At 61.1% G+C, this 19,329-nt stretch carries 19 protein-coding genes; 9 read left to right on the plus strand and 10 right to left on the minus strand.

The genetic code is table 11. From position 1 onward, the window contains the following. Positions 1-12: 12 nt before the first annotated feature. Entirely contained in the window at positions 13-594 is a 582-nt protein-coding gene (locus tag AACV02_RS14195; RefSeq protein WP_119740450.1) for a DedA family protein, read from the minus strand. Between the two features lie 332 nt (positions 595-926). Next, on the minus strand, positions 927-1,175 hold the full coding sequence (locus AACV02_RS14200) for a CsbD family protein (RefSeq protein WP_119740452.1): 249 nt from the start codon (positions 1,173-1,175) through the stop codon (positions 927-929). Positions 1,176-1,475: 300 nt separating this feature from the next. On the opposite strand from AACV02_RS14200, the gene AACV02_RS14205 reads away from it, so the two are divergent. After that, complete coding sequence (locus AACV02_RS14205) at positions 1,476-1,943, plus strand: PAS domain-containing protein (RefSeq protein ID WP_106580342.1); 468 nt, start codon at positions 1,476-1,478, stop codon at positions 1,941-1,943. Positions 1,944-2,019: 76 nt separating this feature from the next. Here the strand turns inward: AACV02_RS14205 and AACV02_RS14210 are convergent, their stop codons facing one another. From AACV02_RS14210 to AACV02_RS14225, 4 genes are read right to left on the minus strand one after another with little or no spacing between them, the layout of a single operon-like run. Beyond that, a complete protein-coding gene (locus tag AACV02_RS14210; protein ID WP_106580343.1) occupies positions 2,020-2,991 on the minus strand; it encodes an XdhC family protein in 972 nt (323 codons plus the stop codon). A 1-nt stretch (position 2,992) separates the two neighbouring features. Then, entirely contained in the window at positions 2,993-4,228 is a 1,236-nt protein-coding gene (locus AACV02_RS14215) for a c-type cytochrome (RefSeq protein ID WP_119740454.1), read from the minus strand. Between the two features lie 2 nt (positions 4,229-4,230). Further along, complete coding sequence (locus tag AACV02_RS14220) at positions 4,231-4,770, minus strand: (2Fe-2S)-binding protein (RefSeq protein ID WP_119740456.1); 540 nt, start codon at positions 4,768-4,770, stop codon at positions 4,231-4,233. After that, entirely contained in the window at positions 4,763-7,594 is a 2,832-nt protein-coding gene (locus AACV02_RS14225; RefSeq protein WP_119740458.1) for a xanthine dehydrogenase family protein molybdopterin-binding subunit, read from the minus strand. The genes AACV02_RS14220 and AACV02_RS14225 overlap by 8 nt, the downstream gene beginning before the upstream one ends. A gap of 296 nt (positions 7,595-7,890) precedes the next feature. On the opposite strand from AACV02_RS14225, the gene AACV02_RS14230 reads away from it, so the two are divergent. After that, positions 7,891-8,481 (plus strand): acyl-homoserine-lactone synthase, encoded by a 591-nt coding sequence (locus AACV02_RS14230; RefSeq protein WP_119740460.1) that lies wholly within the window; start codon positions 7,891-7,893, stop codon positions 8,479-8,481. Positions 8,482-8,530: 49 nt separating this feature from the next. On the opposite strand, the gene AACV02_RS14235 is transcribed toward AACV02_RS14230, so the two are convergent. Further along, positions 8,531-9,256 (minus strand): autoinducer binding domain-containing protein, encoded by a 726-nt coding sequence (locus AACV02_RS14235; protein WP_119740462.1) that lies wholly within the window; start codon positions 9,254-9,256, stop codon positions 8,531-8,533. A gap of 431 nt (positions 9,257-9,687) precedes the next feature. On the opposite strand from AACV02_RS14235, the gene AACV02_RS14240 reads away from it, so the two are divergent. Genes AACV02_RS14240 through phzG form a run of 7 tightly spaced genes read left to right on the plus strand, consistent with a single transcriptional unit; the run spans position 9,688 to position 15,975 of the window. Then, positions 9,688-10,179: a PhzA/PhzB family protein gene (locus tag AACV02_RS14240; protein WP_106580349.1), complete on the plus strand. Its 492-nt coding sequence runs from the start codon at positions 9,688-9,690 to the stop codon at positions 10,177-10,179. A 25-nt stretch (positions 10,180-10,204) separates the two neighbouring features. Beyond that, positions 10,205-10,696, plus strand: coding sequence for a PhzA/PhzB family protein (locus tag AACV02_RS14245; protein ID WP_119740464.1), 492 nt, complete (start codon positions 10,205-10,207; stop codon positions 10,694-10,696). Between the two features lie 23 nt (positions 10,697-10,719). Continuing rightward, a complete protein-coding gene (locus AACV02_RS14250; RefSeq protein ID WP_119740466.1) occupies positions 10,720-11,922 on the plus strand; it encodes a 3-deoxy-7-phosphoheptulonate synthase in 1,203 nt (400 codons plus the stop codon). A 15-nt stretch (positions 11,923-11,937) separates the two neighbouring features. Further along, entirely contained in the window at positions 11,938-12,561 is a 624-nt protein-coding gene (locus AACV02_RS14255) for an isochorismatase family protein (protein ID WP_119740468.1), read from the plus strand. Between the two features lie 20 nt (positions 12,562-12,581). Beyond that, on the plus strand, positions 12,582-14,471 hold the full coding sequence (locus tag AACV02_RS14260) for an anthranilate synthase family protein (protein ID WP_372239328.1): 1,890 nt from the start codon (positions 12,582-12,584) through the stop codon (positions 14,469-14,471). A 2-nt stretch (positions 14,472-14,473) separates the two neighbouring features. Beyond that, positions 14,474-15,310 (plus strand): PhzF family phenazine biosynthesis protein, encoded by an 837-nt coding sequence (locus tag AACV02_RS14265; protein ID WP_119740473.1) that lies wholly within the window; start codon positions 14,474-14,476, stop codon positions 15,308-15,310. Next, a complete protein-coding gene (phzG, locus tag AACV02_RS14270; RefSeq protein WP_119740475.1) occupies positions 15,307-15,975 on the plus strand; it encodes a phenazine biosynthesis FMN-dependent oxidase PhzG in 669 nt (222 codons plus the stop codon). Before AACV02_RS14265 ends, phzG begins: the two co-directional genes overlap by 4 nt. A 10-nt stretch (positions 15,976-15,985) precedes the next feature. Here phzG and AACV02_RS14275 read toward each other — a convergent pair whose 3' ends face one another. The 3 genes from AACV02_RS14275 to deoA form a co-directional block, all read right to left on the minus strand. Then, on the minus strand, positions 15,986-16,603 hold the full coding sequence (locus AACV02_RS14275) for a dTMP kinase (RefSeq protein ID WP_119740477.1): 618 nt from the start codon (positions 16,601-16,603) through the stop codon (positions 15,986-15,988). A gap of 185 nt (positions 16,604-16,788) precedes the next feature. Continuing rightward, on the minus strand, positions 16,789-18,021 hold the full coding sequence (locus tag AACV02_RS14280) for a phosphopentomutase (RefSeq protein ID WP_119740479.1): 1,233 nt from the start codon (positions 18,019-18,021) through the stop codon (positions 16,789-16,791). Then, complete coding sequence (deoA, locus tag AACV02_RS14285) at positions 18,018-19,325, minus strand: thymidine phosphorylase (RefSeq protein WP_119740481.1); 1,308 nt, start codon at positions 19,323-19,325, stop codon at positions 18,018-18,020. The genes AACV02_RS14280 and deoA overlap by 4 nt, the downstream gene beginning before the upstream one ends. Positions 19,326-19,329 lie beyond the last annotated feature (4 nt).

The raw sequence follows: 19,329 nt of genomic DNA on the forward strand, positions 1-19,329 counted from the left end.
TATGCCAATGCGTCAGCGGTGCAACGCCTTGGTTCGGCTGCGCAAATACCGCACCAGCGCCGCAAGGCTCACAAGGGCTACCACCCCGATGAAGATCGGCAGGCGATACGGTCGCAGGTCGCCAAAGAAATGCTGCAATGCTTCGCCAGCCCAATAGCCGGCGCTGACGAACAGGGTGGCCCAGATTGCCGCACTCAGCACATTAATCAGCGCGAAACGCCAAGGGGCCAGACCGCTTGCACCTATCACCATAGGCCCCACTAAGCGCATTCCGTAGAGAAAGCGCACAGCGAATACAGACGTCATGGGGTAACGATGGATAAGGCGCTCCACCCGTTGGATGGCAGACTGGTGACGCTTGAGTTTGGGCAGCAGGCGGCTCCCGGAATAACGTCCGGTCCAGAACAGTAACTGATCGCCGAGTATGCCGCCCAGCGTGGCCCAGCCGATCACATGCAGCCATTGCAGAGTGCCCTGGTGTGCAGCCATACCGCCGAGGAGCAAAACTGTTTCGCCTTCCAGCAGGCAGCCCACGAAGATGACCCAGTAGCCGTAGACGGCAATCAGCGCGTTGAGGTCGAGATGTTCGAACATGGGCATTCCCGGATGCGGTGGAGGCAACGGCGGCATCATTGCATGTGTTCGACCCAGCATTAATGGGCATAAACAGATCGGTTCCTTGATCGATTCACGCCAATGCTTTAGCCGTCACGTTTGACGCCTTGGCGAGATGGGTATGCGTCCCGCCGAGCCATAATTCTTTGATTGACCTAGGGTCGGTGCTAGCCAGTTGATCCAGCGTGCCTGGCGTGTCCATCGCGCTGTGCCTTACCAATAAGCAGATCTACAGGCTTAGGTCCTCGCACTGTCGAGGTAAACGCCCTGGGCAGTGCGAGGGAAAGCGACACAAGCCCTCTCCTTGCGGCTTAGCGGCGCAAAAGACGGTCGAGCACAAGCAGGGCTACTGCGCCAATGGCCAGTGCAGCAACCGGTTTTTCCTTGACGAACGTAGACACGCTGTCGAGTGCATCGCCATAGGTTTGGGTCAGATGGCCCGCAGCTTGACGTCCGGCGCCTTCAGCTTCCAGCTTCGAATCACCCATCAGCTTCCCGACCGCGCTCTGCGCCTTGCCGGCCAGTTTCTCTGCAACACCTTCTACCTGTTCACTCTTCATATTCATCAACCTTCGTGTCAGTGGGACGCTTAAATAAGCCCACTGCGATGGCGCCACGTTCAACACCATCGCAGCCAGGGGATGTGGACAGAAAAGTTGACCGGTGGTTAAGAGTCGGAGTTCCACTTTTTATGAGCACCTCGTCTGCGACGCCCATAAAAAGAGACGCTGTAAAACGCACCTTCACAGCGAGTCGTCGGCCATGCTTCGGTCCATCACAGGGATACGTTCAATTATTCCGAAACGCGCTTGACCCTCAAGTTGTCCTAGAATGATGTGAAATTCGCCGGGGCTCTGAAGATGATCGACGCAGAACTGCTGAAACTGATGGTTGAAACCTCGGAAGATGGCATTGTCATTGCGGAGCAGGAAGGCGATGAGCATATCCTGATCTACGCCAACCCCGCCTTTATGCGCCTTACGGGCTATAACGCTGACGAAACGCTATACCAGGACTGCCGCTTCCTGCAGGGTGACGACCGAGACCAGGCGGGTTTGGTCGTGATCCGCGAGGCGATAAAGTCGCATCAGCCCTGCCGGCAGATCATTCGCAACTACCGTAAGGACGGCAGTGCCTTCTGGAATGAGCTATCGATTACTCCCGTATTTAACCAGGCAGATCAGCTCACCTATTACATCGGCATCCAGAAGGATGTCAGCGCCGAAGTCGCGGCCAGCGAACGCGTGCGCGAACTTGAGGCGCAAGTTGCCAGCCTGGAAGCTCAACTGGCTCAATTGCACAGGTTGTTACCAGGCAAGCCCAGGTAATGCGCGGTCGGCATCCTGGGCCCATTACTTGGCAATCACCGCGCCAATACCTTTGAAAGCGCCGATCACAGGCGGGTCAGAGTCGATCCCGCGCGATGCCGCTGCGCGTACGAAGAATATCGGCCAGCACCGCCAACGCGATTTCCGCCGGAGTCTTGCTGCCCAGGTTTAAACCGATCGGCGCATGGATGCGCGCCAATTGGGCCTCGTCCAACCCGCCAATTCGCCGCAAGCGCTCGAAGCGCTTTTGTGACGTGCGCATCGACCCCATTACACCGATGTAAAACGCGTCGGTGCGCACCGCCTCCATCATCGCCAGATCATCAATACGCGGATCATGAGTCAACGCCACCACTGCGGTGTCGCTGTGGCAGCCGCCGTCAGCGATGAACACCGACGGCAGCTGGCGGCGGATCTCGACGTTGTGCAGCACCACGCCTTCGAGCACCTCATCGCGGGGATCGCACAGAATCACCTCAAACCCCAGGCCCACGGCAAACTCGGCGCAGGCCTGGGCGACACTGGAATAGCCCGCCAGCAACAAACGCTGCGCCGCGCCGACCCGCACACGGACCCGGTCGATCTCGCGCTCGATGCGCGCGCCCTGCTCGCTGTCTGCACACACGCGGCGCGCACCGCTGGCCAGGTCGACTTCGCGAATTAGTCGGCGCTGGCCCAGCAACGCGCACTCCAGCTCGCGCAGATGGGCCTGAACCGCGCAGTCCGGCGCAAGCTTCTCCACCAGCACATCGAGCACGCCGCCACACGGCAGGCTCACTCGCGAGCGCGGGTCCTCGCCTTCGCCGTAACGAACGACGTTGACCGCCTGCTCAAACGCGCCTTCGGCCACTCGCTCAAGAAAGTCTTCCTCAACGCAGCCACCCGACAGCGAGCCGATCCATTGCCCGCTCACGTTCACTGCCAGCAACGAGCCCGGCGCACGGGGCGCCGAGCCGTAGGTGGCGAGCACCGTGCACAGCCAAACCGGCTGGCCGGCCGTCGACCATTCCAGCGCCCGGCGAATGACTTGCAGATCCAGATGCTGCATGTCAGTGCGCCTTGTGCTCGGCCGGTGGTGCATCGGCCTGAAGCTTCTGCACGTCGCTGACCGCCAGCTCACTCGACTGACCGCCCCAACCCTGGCGCAGATAATTGAGCAAATCGGTCAGCTGTGCCGGAGTGAGCTTGTCGGCAAAGCCGGGCATCGGTTGCATGCGTTCAAAGCCGGTGAATGTCTGCTCACCGATGCCGTCCTCGATCACCCGCAACAGGTTGCGCGGATCTTCCAGGCGCAACGTGGTGTTGCCGCGCATGGCCACCGCGATGTGCGGCTTGCCCTCGCCGTTCGGCGCGTGGCAACCGGCGCACACGTTCAGGTAATCCTGACGACCGCGTTGGGCGCTTGGGCTCATGTTGTCGAGTGGCACCTCGCTCAGCACTTTGGCGGCCGGGGCTGGATCGCCGAGCAGATAGGTGGCCATCGCCGCCAAGTCCGTGTCACTGAGGCCCTGGGTGCTGTTGTGGAACACCGGGAACATCTCGTTGAACATCGTGCCCTGGGCGCTCATGCCATGCTTGAGGAAGGTGCTCAGGTCTTGTTGATTCCAGCCGCGAGCGGCCAGGTCAGTGGCCAACAGGCTCGGTGCCAAGTAGCCGTTGAGCAGGCCGCCGGTCAGGCGTTTGTCCTGCTGCATGGCGCCGGGCAATCCGCGTGGGGTGTGGCATTCGCCGCAGTGACCGAGCACTTCGACCATGTATTCACCCCGCTTGAAGGTGTCGCTTTTGCCCTCGGTTTGCGCGAGTTTCACGTCTTTGCCGTAGAGCAGGTTCCAGCCCATCAAGCCAAGACGCACGTTGAACGGGAAGCTCAGGCGAGTGACCGGCGCAGCACGTTCAATCGGCTCGATGGTTTTCAGGTACGCATGGATCGCGTCCGAATCTGCGCGCTGCATCAGGTGATATGAGGTGTAGGGCATTGCCGGGTACAGGTTCGCACCATCGCGGCGTTTGCCTTCGGTCAGCGCGGCGAAGAATTCGTCATCGTTGTACACACCAATGCCGTGCGCTTTGCTCGGGGTGATGTTGGTGCCGTAGATGGTGCCGAACGGCGACACAATCGGCAGGCCGCCCGCAAACGGCGCGCCGCCCGGTGCGGTGTGGCAGGCCATGCAGTCAGCGGCGCGGGCAAGGTATTCGCCGCGTTTCACTTGATCGTCCGCGTGCGCCAACAACGCCGGTGCAGCCAAACCAACCGCCAATGCCAGGCGGGAAAGTAGATGCTTCATGCTTAACCCTCCTTGACCAGGCCGAGATCGGTCAGCACGTTGCGGGTCGCGTTGTAGTAACGCACGTAGCCGGTGCAGCGGCAGATGTGGTGACCGAGGCTGTCCTCGATGACTTTTTCCAGCTGGCTTTTAGCGATGGGCTGACGCTGCAGCTTCTCGACCAGTAGGGTCGCGGCATTGACGAAACCCGGCGCGCAATAGCTGCACTGGAAGGCGAATTCGTCGACGAAACGCTGCTGGATCGGGTTCAGTTGAGTGACGTTGCCCTGCTCGTCGCGGGTCGCGTGCCCCTCGATGGTCCGCACTTTTTTGCCTTCGAAATAGTGGGCGCCGGTGATGCAGGTGCGCACTTCTTCGCTGGTGCCGTCCGGGTTGTCGACGATCACCACGCAGGCGTGGCAAATGCCCTGGCCGCAGCCGAGCCGCGAACCGGTGAGGTTTTTGTATTCGTGCAGGTAGTCGATCATCGGCAGGTCATCAGGGATGTCCACCGGGCCGACGGATTGACCGTTGAGGGTCAGTTGAAACGGACGGTTAGCCATTGAGGGCCTCCTTGATGCGCGCAGAAGTGATAGGCAGGTCGCGGACACGTTTGCCGATGGCGTGGGCCACGGCGTTACCGATAGCGCCGACGATCGGGATCATCACCACTTCTGCGATGCCCTTGGACGGGTCGCTCGGCGACAACGGCGGCAGGATTTCAGCCGTCTGGCTCCACACGGCAACGTGTCGGGCCATCGGCAAGCGGTAACGGTTGAAATTCCAGTCACCCTCCCCCGGCCCGCCTTCGTACAGCGGCATCTCTTCCATCAACGCATGGCCGATGCCCATGGCGATCCCGCCTTCGAGCTGCCCCTTGACCAACTCTTCCACCAGCACCCGACCGCACTCGACCCACGAGTGGTGGTTGAGCACTTGCACTTCGGCGGAGCCCTTGTTCACTTTCAACTCCACCAGCGTCGCAACCGGGCTGTAGTAAGTCACCGCCGCGTTGTTCAACTGGGTGTCCGGGTAGTGGACGTTCTGGCGATCCAGCAGATGGAAACCGTTGCTGGTCATCTGTGCCAGTCTCGCCTTTGGTGCGCCGTCGCCGTACTTCACCGCCAAAGCATCCAGGGGCAGACGCTCGCGCACGCCGTCGATGCTGTACTCGGCCTCGGCCCAGCTCCAGCGGTTGAAGCCGTGCACGGTAGCGCCGGTCACCAGGCCCTTTTCGTGCGCGTACCTGGCCAATTGCTCAAAACTCAGCGGCTGCATGCCGTTGGCGGTGAGTTTGCCGTCGACCCAATGCGCATCTTCGCGGCGCACCACGTATGGGTTGGCCTGGCCGCCGTAAGGACCTTGGCCCCAGATCTGCAACGCTGCCGGCCACAAGCCGTGGTTGAACAGCACCCGTGAGGCTTCACGAGTGGCGTGGCTGAAGTAGTACGCGGAGTTGGTCGCCGACGAGGCCGACGCAAGTTTGCCGACCCAACGCGGGTTGCGCAGGAAACCATCCTGTTCGGCCTGGCTCATGGTGTACGGGTTGCCGCCCGTGGCCAGTTGCAACTCTTTCCATTCGGTTTCGCCGGTCTTCACTTGCGTGGCCGGAATGCCGATGAAATCGGCCACCACCAGGGCTTGCGAGGTGGACATGCCGGTGCCGATTTCAATGCCGATATGGCGCAACGTCACGTGCCCTTCAGCGGTGAATTCGATGCTGGCCATCGGCGCCTCGGAACCGGTGCCGAAGTCTTTTTGGCAGATGGCAAAACCGACGCCATACCAATGATCCGGGTCAGCGGCTTCGCGTGTCTTTTTGATCAGGTCGCGATTTTTCCAGACGTCATGGACAGCTGCCTTGTCGAGAATCTCGTGCAAGCGCAATGCGCCGGCCGGCACCGCGCCCTGGGTGTTTTTCATGCCCGACAGCATGGCGTTTTTCTTGCGCAGGTCGATGGCGTCGATGCCGAGACGGCCGGCGATTTCGTCGACCATCATCTCGGTCGACGCCATGCTTTGCAGGGTGCCGTAACCGCGCATCGAACCCGCTTCAACCGCGCGGGAATGGTAGGCCGTGACCTGCAGGTCGTTCTGCGGCATGTAGTAGATCGACTGCGCTGCCGTGGCGCCAACCGCCGCCACCGAAGGGCTGTAGTTGATGCGCCCGCCGCCATCTACGTTCATCTCGGCGCGGAAAATCTGGAAACTGTGATCGTTTTTGTCCACCGCCAATTGGTAGCGGATGTCGAACGGGTGACGCTTGATGCCGCTCTGGAACTGCTCATAGCGGTCGTTGGCCAGGCGCACCGGCACACCCGCGCCGTACAACGCGGCGAGGGCTGCGTAGTAGACAAAAATGTTGTGGTCCTTGGAGCCGTAACCGACGGTGTAGCCCGGGTGCATGTGCAGATTCGCCAGGCCGAAGCGCGATGGCGCGATCATCTTCGCGGTTTCGGTGGCCGCTTCCAGCGGGCACTGGGTGGCGACGACAAAGTGCAAAGTCCTGGTGGCCGGGTCGTACCAGCCGTTGCCGTTGTCCGGTTCCATCGCGGCCGGTTCAATCGACGGGGTTTTGTAGCGCTCGTCAAACACCAGCCAGTGGTCGGGCGGCGTGTCGATTTGCTGCTTCATCCGGTCGGCGTAAAACAGCCCGCGCTCGGTGAGGTTGCCGTGCAGGTCCGGCTGGGAATTCCACACCGGACGACGGTTTTTCAGCATCGGGAACAGGATCGAATCCTTGAGGCTGGCGAATTCATCTTCGTCCGCCGAGGTCGCACCGCCGACGCGTACATAGCGGAAGCTGCCATACGGGTCACGTTCGTAATACGGCGCAGAGGCGCCGTAACGGATCGCTTTGTCATTGAATTTGAGCTTGGCCTTGGCCTGGCGGAACCGCTCGAAGTCGTTCCAGATCAGGATCGCCACCGGGTGACCGATGAACATTGGCACCTGGCCTTCGGGCAGCAGCGGATCCGGCGCGTGCTCTTCCGGGAAGACGATGCCATCTTTGTCCAGGTCGGCGGCCGTCACGATGCGGTCAGGTTGCAGGTCGGCGCCAAGCCACGACAGATCGTAGCCGGCGTAGATGCGATCGGCCTTGGTGGTCTTTAGCAACATGGCGTGGCCCTGTTGCTGCGGCCAGCCCGGCATGTCCTTGGAACGGATGTCGCGGGCAAAGACTTTGCTGCCGCAGACCTTGGACAAGGCGTCGTTACGCGAGCGCGCCTTGCCATTGTTGCCGAGCCATTGCTCGGACGGCACGGTCACGCTGTTTTCCATCAACGCAGCCAGCGCCTGGGTGCTGAGCGGTGTAAGCGTCACGCTCACACCCGCCACCAGCCCGCCCTGAAGGAACGAGCGCCGGGAGATATCACGGTTGGACATGGATCATCCTCTGGGCGGTTATAGGTCCGCCCTTATGGTTATGTTCTGGGGATCTCGGGTCTGGCAGAAGCGCTTTTGCCGGAACAAAAGGCTGTACGTGGCAGTGCAAAGCTGACCGAAAGGTTAACTTTATAGGTTTATGCGTCAGCCGCAAACAAGCTGTTACAAAAAATTGACCGAAGAATCAAATCTGCGAACCGCATGCCAACGCCACCTACAAGATCTTGTAGGTGCCAAGCCTGTGCAAGTCCTCTATAAAAACCGCACTCACCCCCACCCCCAAGGAACTCCGGGCCATGCACATGGAAGAGCACACGCTGAGCGCAATGAGCGACGAGCTCAAACTCAGGCTAGGCCGCTTTCGGCACGAGCAATTTGTCGAAAAACTCGGCTGGCGGCTGCCTGGCCATCCGCACCAGGCGGGTTGTGAATGGGATCAGTACGACACCGAGCATGCGCGCTACCTCTTGGCGTTCAGCGAGCACCGCGCCATTGTCGGCTGCGCGCGTCTGATACCCACCCCATTCCCAAACCTGCTGGAGGGTGTTTTCAGCCATACCTGCGCTGGCACGCCGCCCAAGGATCCTGCCATCTGGGAAATGACGCGCTTCACCACCCGCGAGCCGCAATTGGCCATGCCGTTGTTCTGGAGAAGCCTGAAGACCGCCAGCCTGGCAGGCGCCGATTTCATTGTCGGCATCGTCAACAGCACGATGGAGCGCTATTACAAAATCAACGGGGTCAACTACGAACGACTGGGACCGGTCACCGTGCACCAGGACGAAAAAATCCTCGCGATCAAACTCTCGGCTCACCGTGAACACCACCGGGGCGTCCGCCCGCCTTCAGCCTCCATGCCCGGCGCACTGTTGAAAGACACCGCTTGATACCGGCCGAGTCATCCTTTGGGGATGGCTCGGCGGCAGTCGATGAACCTCAGATATACCCCAGCGCCACCGCGTAAGACACCGCCTGCACACGGTTGCTGGCGCCGATTTTGCGTTGGATATTGCGGTGATGGTAATTCACGGTGTCGGTGCACACGCCCATGATCACGCCAATTTCCTCGGAGGTTTTGCCGTCCGCGGTCCAGCGCAGCACATCACACTCCCGTTCGCTGAACTCGACATCCGTGTTAAACACACGAGCATCATTCTCCAGCTCAGAAATTTTCTGGTGGGCCGCCGCGGCAAACGCTTTGGTCACCGGCTTCAAGGCTTCGAACTCCTGCGGGCTGATGACGTTGTCCTTGCGTGCGATGCTCAACACCCCTACCCGGCCCTGGGTGTTGAACGAGGGTTGCGCCAGGCCATGGCACAGACTCGAATCGTTGGCCTCAGACCACAGGTCAGGGCACCCCTTGAATAGCTCATTGCTCCACAAAATGGGGGCGGACGAGACTTTGCTGTGTTTCACCGTGGGGTCAATCGCCGCGTAGTTCGCTGCCTGGTATCGCGCTATCCAATCCTTGGGATAATTGCTGTACATATACGTTTTGGGCCGCATGAACGGCGTTGCGCTGCACATGCCATAGGCGAAAAAATCAAACTGCAGTTCACGTAAAGCCCTCAATGCAACAGCCGTAAATTCCTGCATGTTCATAGTTTGCGCAAAGATACTGTAAAAATAAGCATCCCATCCCAACAGCTGTCCTAATTCCATTTGAACACCACTCGAGTTGGAAACGAGTCGTGAGACTAGACGAACCTGAACTCATGTCAATACACAACGTTCGAAGGTTATAGACCGCTTCGCAATAGCGAAGGGTTTATTGTGCCTAACGAACTAACTAGCCATAGGCCATTGATAGCCTGGCGATGTTAGCGGGCCATCGGTACGGTTTGGCCGACGAACGAGCCGGTTGATTCATAATAGTGCAACACACCCTCCGATGGATTTACATCCAACCCATTCACGCACCCGCCGCTACAAGATCTGGTAGTTCCTGCCGCGAGAAGTGCAGGTGTATAAACAACACGCCTCAGCACGCTCTCACCCTCCACAGTTAAAACCTGTCAATGCTGACGTGCGTTATTAACTAAATATTTACTTGATTTTCAAAAACGTTAATCAAACTAAGGAGAACATGGCTCATGTCGGTTTCGCTTTGCGCCAGTGGCTTTAATGATCAGCTTGAACTTCGCCGAAAAAACCGCGCCACCGTGGAACAGTACATGCGCACTCATGGCAAAGATCGCCTGCGTCGGCATGAACTGTTCACCCCGGATGGCAGCGGCGGTTCGTGGAACACCGAAACCGGTGAACCCCTGGTATTCAAGGGCCACGCGAAACTTGCCGCCCTTGGCGTGTGGCTCGAGCAGTGCTTCCCAGACTGGCAGTTTCACAACGTGCGGGTGTTTGAAACCGACAACCCCAACCACTTCTGGGTCGAAAGTGATGGCCGTGGCAAAACCCTGGTTCCCGGCTATCCGGAAGGTTATTGCGAAAACCATTACATCCATTCTTTCGAATTGGACAACGGCAAGATCAAGCAAAACCGTGAATTCATGAACCCCTTCGAACAACTGCGCGCCTTGGGCATTCCGGTGCCAAGCATCAAGCGTGAAGGTATCCCCGCCTCATAAACCCTTTCATTATTGGAGAGTGAACATGCCTACTCATGCAGCGCGACAACTAACCGCTCACGACAGCAGCGAACTTCGCCGCAAGAACCGCGCCACGGTCGAGCAATATATGCGCACCCATGGCCAGGATCGCCTGCGCCGCCATGAACTGTTTACCGAGGATGGTTCGGGTGGCTTGTGGACCACAGACACTGGCGCGCCGATTGTAATCAGTGGCAAAGCCAAGTTGGCCGAACATGCTGTTTGGTCACTCAAGTGCTTCCCGGATTGGGAATGGTACAACGTCAACGTATTTGAAACCGACGACCCCAACCATTTTTGGGTCGAGTGCGATGGCCACGGCAAGATCCTCTTTCCAGGTTATCCCGAAGGGTATTACGAGAACCACTTCCTGCACTCCTTCGAGCTGAAGGACGGCAAAGTAAAACGCAATCGCGAGTTCATGAACGTCTTTCAACAACTGCGCGCCTTGGGCATCCCCGTGCCGCAGATCAAGCGTGAAGGCATTCCTACTTAATCCTTTGGGAGAGTAATCGCATCATGGAAGACTTACTGAAACGGGTTCTAAGTTGTGAAGCGTTCCAGCAGCCTCAATGGAGCGAGCCCTCACAATTGCATGACGCGCAGGCCTACCTCAGGGACAGCGCCTCGCTGATTCGCGTCGAAGACATCCTGGTGCTGCGTGCCACCTTGGCCAGGGTGGCGGCGGGCGAAGCGATGATCATCCAGTCTGGAGACTGCGCCGAGGACATGGATGAAAGTGCTCCCAGCCATGTGGCCCGCAAGGCCGCGGTGCTGGACATCCTGGCCGGTGCGTTCCGGCTGGTGACCCAGCAACCGGTGGTGCGCGTCGGGCGGATTGCCGGGCAGTTCGCCAAGCCGCGTTCCAACAACAGCGAGCGCATCGGCGATGTCGAGTTGCCGGTGTACCGCGGTGACATGGTCAACGGCCGCGAAGCGGTCTGCAACCATCGCCAGCATGATGCACAACGCCTGGTACGAGGCTATCGCGCGGCCCAGGACATCATGCAACACCTGGGCTGGAAAGAACCCGCCAGCAAGGAACAGCTCAGCGGCTCTCCCGCCTGGACCAGCCACGAAATGCTGGTGCTCGACTACGAATTGCCGCAAGTGCGCAAGGACGAACAGGGCCGGGTGTTTCTCGGCTCAACCCACTGGCCGTGGATCGGCGAGCGTACCCGTCAGTTGACGGGTGCTCACGTGGCACTGCTCAGCGAAGTGCTCAACCCGGTGGCCTGCAAGGTCGGCCCGGACATCACCCAGGACCAGTTATTGAGCCTGTGCGAGCGCCTGGACCCACGGCGCGAGCCCGGCCGCCTGACCCTGATTGCGCGCATGGGCGCCCACAAAGTCGCTGATCGCCTGCCGCCACTGGTTGAAGCGGTGCGCCACGCCGGGCACAAGATCATCTGGCTCAGCGACCCGATGCACGGCAACACCATCGTCGCGCCCTGCGGCAACAAGACCCGCATGGTGCAGACCATCACCGAGGAAATCACCGCCTTCAAACATGCCGTGACCTCGGCCGGTGGCGTGGCTGCCGGCCTGCACCTGGAAACCACCCCTGATGACGTCAGCGAGTGCGCCTCCGATGCCGCCGGCCTGAGCCAGGTGGCCAGCCACTACAAAAGCCTGTGCGACCCACGCCTGACCCCTTGGCAAGCCATTACTGCAGTGATGGCCTGGAAAAACCTGCCCTCCTCCACCCTTGCCTACCTTTGACTGGAGTTTGTCGCCATGACTGGCATTCCATCGATTGCCCCGTACGCCCTGCCTACTGCCCGCGACCTGCCCGTCAACCTCGCGCAATGGCGCGTCGACCCCGAACGCGCCGTGCTGTTGGTGCACGACATGCAGCGTTACTTCCTGCGGCCCTTGCCCGATGCCCTGCGTGAAGCCGTCGTGGCGAATTCCGCGCGCATTCGCCAGTGGGCTGTCGACCACGACGTGCCGGTGGCCTACACCGCCCAGCCAGGCAGCATGAGCGAGGAACAGCGCGGGCTGCTCAAGGATTTCTGGGGCCCTGGCATGAAGGCCAGCCCCGCCGACCGCGAGGTGGTCGACGCGCTGACGCCCAAGCCGGGTGACTGGCTGCTGACCAAGTGGCGCTACAGTGCGTTCTTCAACTCCGATCTGCTGGAGCGCATGCACGCCAACGGGCGCGATCAGTTGATCCTGTGCGGGGTGTATGCCCATGTCGGGGTACTGATTTCTACCGTGGATGCGTACTCCAACGATATCCAGCCGTTCCTTGTTGCCGACGCGATCGCGGACTTCAGCAAGGCGCACCACTGGATGGCGATCGAATACGCCGCCAGCCGTTGCGCCATGGTCATCACCACCGACGAGGTGGTGCTATGAGCCAAGCTGCCGCCCGCCTCATGGAACGCATTCTGCAGCCGGTGCCCGAGCCGTTTGCCCTGTTGTATCGTCCCGAATCCAGCGGCCCGGGGCTGCTGGACGTGCTGATTGGGCAGATGTCGCAACCGCAGGTCCTGGCCGATATCGACTTGCCTGCCCCCTCAATCGGTGCCCCGCGCCTGGATGTACTGACGCTGATTCCCTACCGCCAGATTGCCGAACGCGGCTTTGAGGCGGTGGACGATGAGTCGCCGCTGCTGGCGATGAACATTACCGAGCAACAATCGATCGGCATTGAACAGTTGCTGGGATTGCTGCCAGACGTGCCGATCCAGCTCAACGGCGAACGCTTCGACCTCAGCGACGCCCGCTATGCCGAGATCGTCAGCCAGGTGATCGCCAACGAAATCGGCTCAGGGGAAGGCGCCAACTTCGTGATCAAACGCACCTTTATGGCGGAAATCAGCGAGTACGGCCCCGCCAGCGCGCTGTCGTTCTTTCGCCATCTGCTGGAGCGCGAGAAAGGTGTTTACTGGACCTTCATCATTCACACCGGCAGCCGCACCTTCGTGGGCGCCTCGCCCGAGCGGCACATCAGCGTCAAGGATGGGCTGGCGGTGATGAACCCCATCAGCGGCACCTACCGTTACCCGCCCGCGGGGCCCTGTCTGACGGACGTCATGGCCTTTCTGGCCGACCGCAAGGAAGCCGATGAGCTGTACATGGTGGTCGATGAAGAGCTGAAAATGATGGCGCGCATTTGTGACGACGGCGGCCACGTTCTCGGTCCTTACCTCAAGGAGATGACGCATCTGGCCCACACCGAGTACTTCATTGAGGGCAAGACCCGACGCGATGTGCGCGACATCCTGCGCGAAACCCTGTTCGCCCCGACCGTCACCGGCAGCCCGCTGGAAAGCGCCTGTCGGGTCATCCAGCGCTATGAGCCGCAAGGCCGCGCGTACTACAGCGGCATGGCCGCGCTGATCGGCAGCGATGGCAAAGGTGGACGCTCCCTGGACTCGGCCATCCTGATTCGCACCGCCGACATCGATAACAGCGGCCAGGTACGCATCAGCGTGGGCTCGACCATCGTGCGTCATTCCGAGCCCATGACCGAAGCTGCCGAAAGCCGCGCCAAGGCCGCCGGCCTGATAGCGGCCTTGAAAAACCAGGCGCCCTCGCGCTTTGGCAGCCACCTGCAGGTCCGCGCAGCGCTGGCCAGCCGCAATGCCTACGTCTCGGACTTCTGGTTGATGGACAGCCAGCAGCGCCAACAGACCCAGGCTGATTTCAGCGGGCGCCAGGTGCTGATCGTCGATGCCGAAGACACCTTCACCTCGATGATTGCCAAGCAGCTGCGCGCCCTGGGCCTGATAGTGACGGTGTGCAGCTTCAGCGATGAATACAGTTTCGACGGTTACGACCTGGTGATCATGGGCCCAGGCCCCGGCAACCCGAGTGATGTTCAGTTGCCGAAAATCGACCATCTGCACGTGGCCATCCGTTCCTTGCTCAGCCAGCAACGGCCATTCCTCGCGGTGTGCCTGAGCCATCAGGTGTTGAGCCTGTGCCTGGGCTTGGAGCTGCAACGCAAAGCCATTCCCAATCAGGGCGTGCAAAAACAGATTGACCTGTTCGGCAACGCTGAGCGGGTGGGTTTCTACAACACCTTCGCCGCACAGAGTGCCAGTGACCGCCTGGACATCAACGGCATCGGCACCGTCGAAATCAGTCGCGACAGCGAGACCGGCGAGGTGCATGCCTTGCGCGGGCCGTCGTTTGCCTCGATGCAGTTTCATGCCGAGTCGCTGCTGACCCAGGAAGGCCCGCGCATCATCGCCGACCTGCTGCGTCACGCCCTCATTCACACGCCTGTCGACAGCAATATATCGGCCGCCGGGAGATAACCATGCACCACTACGTCATCATCGATGCCTTCGCCAGCGTCCCGCTGGAAGGCAACCCGGTCGCGGTGTTCTTCGACGCCGATGATTTGCCGGCGCCGCAAATGCAACGCATCGCCCGAGAAATGAACCTGTCGGAAACCACCTTCGTGCTCAAGCCACGCAACGGCGGTGATGCGCTGATCCGGATTTTCACCCCGGTCAACGAACTGCCCTTTGCCGGCCACCCGTTGCTGGGGACGGCCATCGCGCTGGGCGCGCACACCGACAATCACCGGCTGTACCTGGAAACCCAGATGGGCACCATCGCCTTTGAACTGGAGCGCCAGAACGGCAGCGTGATCGCCGCCAGCATGGATCAGCCGATACCGACCTGGACGGCCCTGGGCCGCGATGCCGAATTGCTCAAGGCCCTGGGTATCAGCGACTCGACCTTTCCCATCGAGATCTATCACAACGGCCCGCGCCATGTGTTTGTCGGCCTGCCGAGCATCCAGGCCTTGTCGGCCCTGCACCCTGACCACCGTGCGCTGTCGAGCTTTCACGACATGGCGATCAACTGTTTCGCCGGCGCCGGGCGGCGTTGGCGCAGCCGGATGTTCTCACCGGCTTACGGCGTGGTTGAGGATGCGGCCACCGGCTCGGCTGCCGGGCCGTTGGCGATCCATTTGGCGCGCCATGGCCAGATCGAGTTTGGCCAGCAGGTGGAGATTTTGCAGGGTGTGGAAATCGGCCGCCCTTCCCTGATGTTTGCCAGGGCTGAGGGCCGCGCCGATCAACTGACGCGCGTCGAAGTCTCCGGCAATGGCGTCACCTTCGGGCGGGGGACCATCGTGCTATGAACAGTTCATTGCAAGGTAAGCCGCTGCTGGGTAAAGGCATGTCCGAATCCCTCACCGGCACACTGGATGCACCTTTCCCCGAGTACCAGACACTGCCCGCCGACCCCATGAGCGTGCTGCGCAACTGGCTGGAGCGCGCACGGCGCGTAGGCATCCGCGAACCCAAGGCGCTGGCGCTGGCCACCGCCGACGGCCAGGGCCGGCCCTCGACGCGCATCGTGGTGATCAGTGAGATCAGTAACACCGGGGTGTTGTTCAGCACCCATGCCGGCAGCCAGAAAGGCCGTGAGCTGAGCCACAACCCGTGGGCGTCGGGCGTGCTGTATTGGCGCGAAACCAGTCAGCAGATCATCCTCAATGGCCAGGCCGTGCGCTTGCCGGATGCCAAGGCGGATGAGGCGTGGCTCAAGCGCCCGTATGCCACGCATCCGATGTCGTCGGTGTCTCGCCAGAGCGAAGAACTGCAGGATGTTCAGGCCATGCGCAACGCCGTTCGCGAGCTGGCCGAAGGCCAAGGTCCACTGCCGCGTCCTGAGGGCTATTGTGTGTTCGAGTTGCGTCTTGAATCGCTGGAGTTCTGGGGGAATGGGCAAGAGCGGCTGCATGAGCGGTTGCGCTATGACCGCAGCGATAACGGCTGGAGGGTGCGGCGTTTGCAGCCCTGACTGCACAAAACTACGAACATCGAAGGACGCTGTAGATCTCAGAAACCACCTGAGCCGTGGCGTCCTCGATCGTTGTTTCATTACGGCATAAAACCCAGCCGTGATCGGTCATCGCGCGCTCGAACGCCTGAGTACACGCGACATGCTCTTCCAGCTTGTGCATCACGGTACTGCTCAGCCCACGCCGTCGCTCGGCTGCCCTCGCCCAAGAAATATCAGGGGCGGTGACCACGCCGACATGCAGGTCGGGCACTTGCACGTTTCGATCAATGTTCAACTGCAGAATGTCTGCAAACCCGACGATCCGGCGAAACGCTGCATCAGAGGGGTACCAGCGATCAATCAAGATGATGCTACCGGCGGGCTGTCTGGCCAGTACGTGGCGGGAAATCCAGGCACGGCTATCAGCAAAGCGCTCACACACCCTCAGCTCCAACTCCCGGCTGGGGTGTCTGACGAGAGTGTTAACGAGGGCCATGGTTTCAGCCCTGTAGGGATCGCTTTTTTGCTCGCTGAGTCGGATCACCTTTTGCTTGTCTGCCCTCAGCACTTGGGTCACAGCTTCCAAAAGCGTGGTTTTACCAGTGCCCTTGGGGCCATCGAGAGAAACAAACAGTGGACGACTCATACTTCACATAATGATTGGTAGCGGTTTATTGGGCTCTGTTCGTTCGCTGGAGCCGCCTGGCGCGACGACGCGAATCGAGTGCGGAGCCCATATGAACAGACATTACTGAAGGCGTCGATGAACAATTGGCAAACCCGCCATCAAGCTACCCCGCCCGATTCCAAAGCACGGGGTGCCAGGCGGACTCAAGGGTGACCCTTCAGCAGAAACGAAGTCCCCCACGCCAACGGCGCCAAGCCCAAATGTGCCGCCAGCGTCTGGCCGATATCGGCAAAGCTGCCGCGCTCGCCCAGCCAGCCAGCCGCAACGCCTGCCCCAAAAGCCAAGACCGGCACATGCTCACGGGTATGATCGCAGCCCGGACGCGATGGGTCGCAACCGTGGTCGGCGCTGATGATCAGCAACGTCTGTGGGTCCATCAACGCCAATAATTCCGGCAGCCTGCGGTCGAACGCTTCCAGCGCGGCAGCGTAGCCGACCAAGTCGCGACGGTGCCCGTAGAGCATGTCGAAGTCGACGAAATTGGCGAACACCAGGCTGTTGTCCGGCGCTTGCTGGTACGCCTTGAGCGTGGCATCGAACAGCGCGTCGTTGCCATCTGCCTTGTACAACCGGCTGATGCCGCGGTGCGCGAAGATATCGCCGATCTTGCCCACCGCCTGCACGCTGCCGCCGGCTTCGCACAAATGATCCAGCAGCGTCGGCGACGGCGGTGGCACCGTGTAGTCGCGACGATTGCCGGTGCGGCGAAACTCGCCCGCGTGCTCGCCGGTGAACGGCCGGGCAATGACCCTGCCGACGGTGTATTCATCACACAAATCGCGCGCGATTTCACACACCCGGTACAGCTCATCCAGCCCGAAATGGCCTTCATGGGCGGCGATCTGCATCACGCTGTCGGCCGAGGTGTAGCAAATCGGTTGCCGGCTGCGGATGTGTGCTTCGCCCAATTCGTCCAGCACTGTAGTGCCCGAGGCATGGCAATTACCCAGAACACCCGGCAACCCGGCCCGCTCAATCAGGTCGGCCAGCAGCTTGGGCGGAAACGACTCGACCGGCCGCTCGAAATACCCCCAGTCGAACAACACGGGCACGCCCATCATTTCCCAATGCCCGGACGGTGTGTCCTTGCCTGAGGATTGCTCGCGCGCATGGCCGTAGGCGCCGACCGGAGTAACGTCGCCCCAGTGGCCCGGCAACGGTCCGTCACCGCTGGCCGCGGCGGCAGCACCCAGGCCCAGGCGACCCAGATTTGGCAGCCACAGCGGCCCCCGGCGCAGTGGCCCATCGGCCTCACCGCGGGCACACGCCTGGGCGATATGGCGCAAGGTGTCGGCGCCGGCATCGCCAAAAACAGCAGCGTCGGCACTGGCGCCGATGCCCAGCGAGTCCAGCACCAATACGATGGCTTTGCTCATAGGATGTCCTGAATCAAATCACGTGCGGCCAGGCTCGAACCGCCTGACCGATAGGCGGCGCGCAAGGCAGATGCGCCCTGCGCGGCCTGCTCTGGATTGCGCGCGTGAACCCAGCCCAGCGGCCGTTGCGCGTTCACCTGTTCACCAACAAAGGCCAACTCGCTGAAGCCCACGGACAAGTCCAGCACGTCGTCGGGATGACTGCGCCCACCGCCCAATGCCACCACTGCCAGGCCCACCGCCCGGGTATCGATCTCGGTAACGCAGCCCTCTTCCTCGGCCCACACCGGCACCGACACGGCGGCCTTGGGTAAATGCGCTTCAGGGTTTGCCGTGAAGCCCGGCGGGCCGCCCAGAGCGACCACCATCTGCTCGAAGCGCTGCAAGGCTGCCCCGCTCTGCCAGGCCTGAAGCAATTGATCACGGGCCTGGGCGTCATCCCGCGCCAAACCGGCCATCGTCAATGCCTGGGTGGCCAGCGCCAGGGTCACCGCCCACAGGCGCTCACTGCGCACCTCGCCCTTGAGCAAGGCGACTGCTTCGGCAACCTCCAGGGCGTTACCAGCACTGCGGGCCAGCGGTTGATTCATGTCGGTGATCAGCGCGCGGGTATTGACCCCGGCACCGTTGGCCACCGCGACGATGCTGGCGGCCAGTTCGCGTGCCTGTTCCGGCTCGGCCATGAAGGCGCCGTTGCCGGTTTTCACATCCATGATCAGTACGTCGAGGCCGGCGGCGAGTTTTTTGCCGAGGATCGACGCGGTGATCAGGTCAATTGACTCCACCGACCCGGTCACATCGCGGATCACATACAAGCGCTTGTCCGCCGGCGCCAGGTTGGCGGTCTGGCCGATGATGGCGCAACCGACGTCGGCCACCACCGCGTGCAGGCGTTCGGGGCTGGGTTGGCAGTCGTAACCGGGAATGCTCTCGAGCTTGTCCAGGGTGCCGCCGGTATGGCCCAGCCCACGCCCGGAAATCATTGGCACGAAGCAACCGCAGGCCGCCAGCAACGGCGCGAGCAGCAAGCTGATCATGTCGCCGACGCCACCGGTGGAATGCTTGTCCACGACCGGCCCCGGCAGGTCCCACTTCAGCACTTGGCCGGAATCGCGCATCGCCTCGGTCAAGGCCAGGCGTTCGCTCACGTCCATGCCCTTGATGAACACCGCCATGGCGAACGCCGCCACCTGCCCATCGCTGAGGCTGGCGTCGGCAATGCCGGCGACAAAACGTTGAATGTCCATCGCGGCCAGGGCGTGCCCGTCGCGCTTACGCCGAATCACTTCTTGTGGCAACCACATACTG

The sequence above is a fragment of the Pseudomonas sp. Larv2_ips genome (assembly GCF_963879675.1).
Classification (GTDB): Bacteria; Pseudomonadota; Gammaproteobacteria; order Pseudomonadales; family Pseudomonadaceae; genus Aquipseudomonas.

What these genes read in the sequence shown, in the direction of transcription:
- deoA (WP_119740481.1), bottom strand. Translation starts at nt 19,325, where the DNA reads ATGTGGTTGCCACAAGAAGTGATTCGGCGTAAGCGCGACGGGCACGCC.
- AACV02_RS14280 (WP_119740479.1), bottom strand. Translation starts at nt 18,021, where the DNA reads ATGAGCAAAGCCATCGTATTGGTGCTGGACTCGCTGGGCATCGGCGCC.
- AACV02_RS14250 (WP_119740466.1), top strand. Translation starts at nt 10,720, where the DNA reads ATGGAAGACTTACTGAAACGGGTTCTAAGTTGTGAAGCGTTCCAGCAG.
- AACV02_RS14195 (WP_119740450.1), bottom strand. Translation starts at nt 594, where the DNA reads ATGTTCGAACATCTCGACCTCAACGCGCTGATTGCCGTCTACGGCTAC.
- AACV02_RS14225 (WP_119740458.1), bottom strand. Translation starts at nt 7,594, where the DNA reads ATGTCCAACCGTGATATCTCCCGGCGCTCGTTCCTTCAGGGCGGGCTG.
- AACV02_RS14260 (WP_372239328.1), top strand. Translation starts at nt 12,582, where the DNA reads ATGGAACGCATTCTGCAGCCGGTGCCCGAGCCGTTTGCCCTGTTGTAT.
- AACV02_RS14210 (WP_106580343.1), bottom strand. Translation starts at nt 2,991, where the DNA reads ATGCAGCATCTGGATCTGCAAGTCATTCGCCGGGCGCTGGAATGGTCG.
- AACV02_RS14215 (WP_119740454.1), bottom strand. Translation starts at nt 4,228, where the DNA reads ATGAAGCATCTACTTTCCCGCCTGGCATTGGCGGTTGGTTTGGCTGCA.
- AACV02_RS14275 (WP_119740477.1), bottom strand. Translation starts at nt 16,603, where the DNA reads ATGAGTCGTCCACTGTTTGTTTCTCTCGATGGCCCCAAGGGCACTGGT.
- AACV02_RS14265 (WP_119740473.1), top strand. Translation starts at nt 14,474, where the DNA reads ATGCACCACTACGTCATCATCGATGCCTTCGCCAGCGTCCCGCTGGAA.
- AACV02_RS14205 (WP_106580342.1), top strand. Translation starts at nt 1,476, where the DNA reads ATGATCGACGCAGAACTGCTGAAACTGATGGTTGAAACCTCGGAAGAT.
- AACV02_RS14200 (WP_119740452.1), bottom strand. Translation starts at nt 1,175, where the DNA reads ATGAAGAGTGAACAGGTAGAAGGTGTTGCAGAGAAACTGGCCGGCAAG.
- AACV02_RS14255 (WP_119740468.1), top strand. Translation starts at nt 11,938, where the DNA reads ATGACTGGCATTCCATCGATTGCCCCGTACGCCCTGCCTACTGCCCGC.
- AACV02_RS14245 (WP_119740464.1), top strand. Translation starts at nt 10,205, where the DNA reads ATGCCTACTCATGCAGCGCGACAACTAACCGCTCACGACAGCAGCGAA.
- phzG (WP_119740475.1), top strand. Translation starts at nt 15,307, where the DNA reads ATGAACAGTTCATTGCAAGGTAAGCCGCTGCTGGGTAAAGGCATGTCC.
- AACV02_RS14235 (WP_119740462.1), bottom strand. Translation starts at nt 9,256, where the DNA reads ATGGAATTAGGACAGCTGTTGGGATGGGATGCTTATTTTTACAGTATC.
- AACV02_RS14220 (WP_119740456.1), bottom strand. Translation starts at nt 4,770, where the DNA reads ATGGCTAACCGTCCGTTTCAACTGACCCTCAACGGTCAATCCGTCGGC.
- AACV02_RS14230 (WP_119740460.1), top strand. Translation starts at nt 7,891, where the DNA reads ATGCACATGGAAGAGCACACGCTGAGCGCAATGAGCGACGAGCTCAAA.
- AACV02_RS14240 (WP_106580349.1), top strand. Translation starts at nt 9,688, where the DNA reads ATGTCGGTTTCGCTTTGCGCCAGTGGCTTTAATGATCAGCTTGAACTT.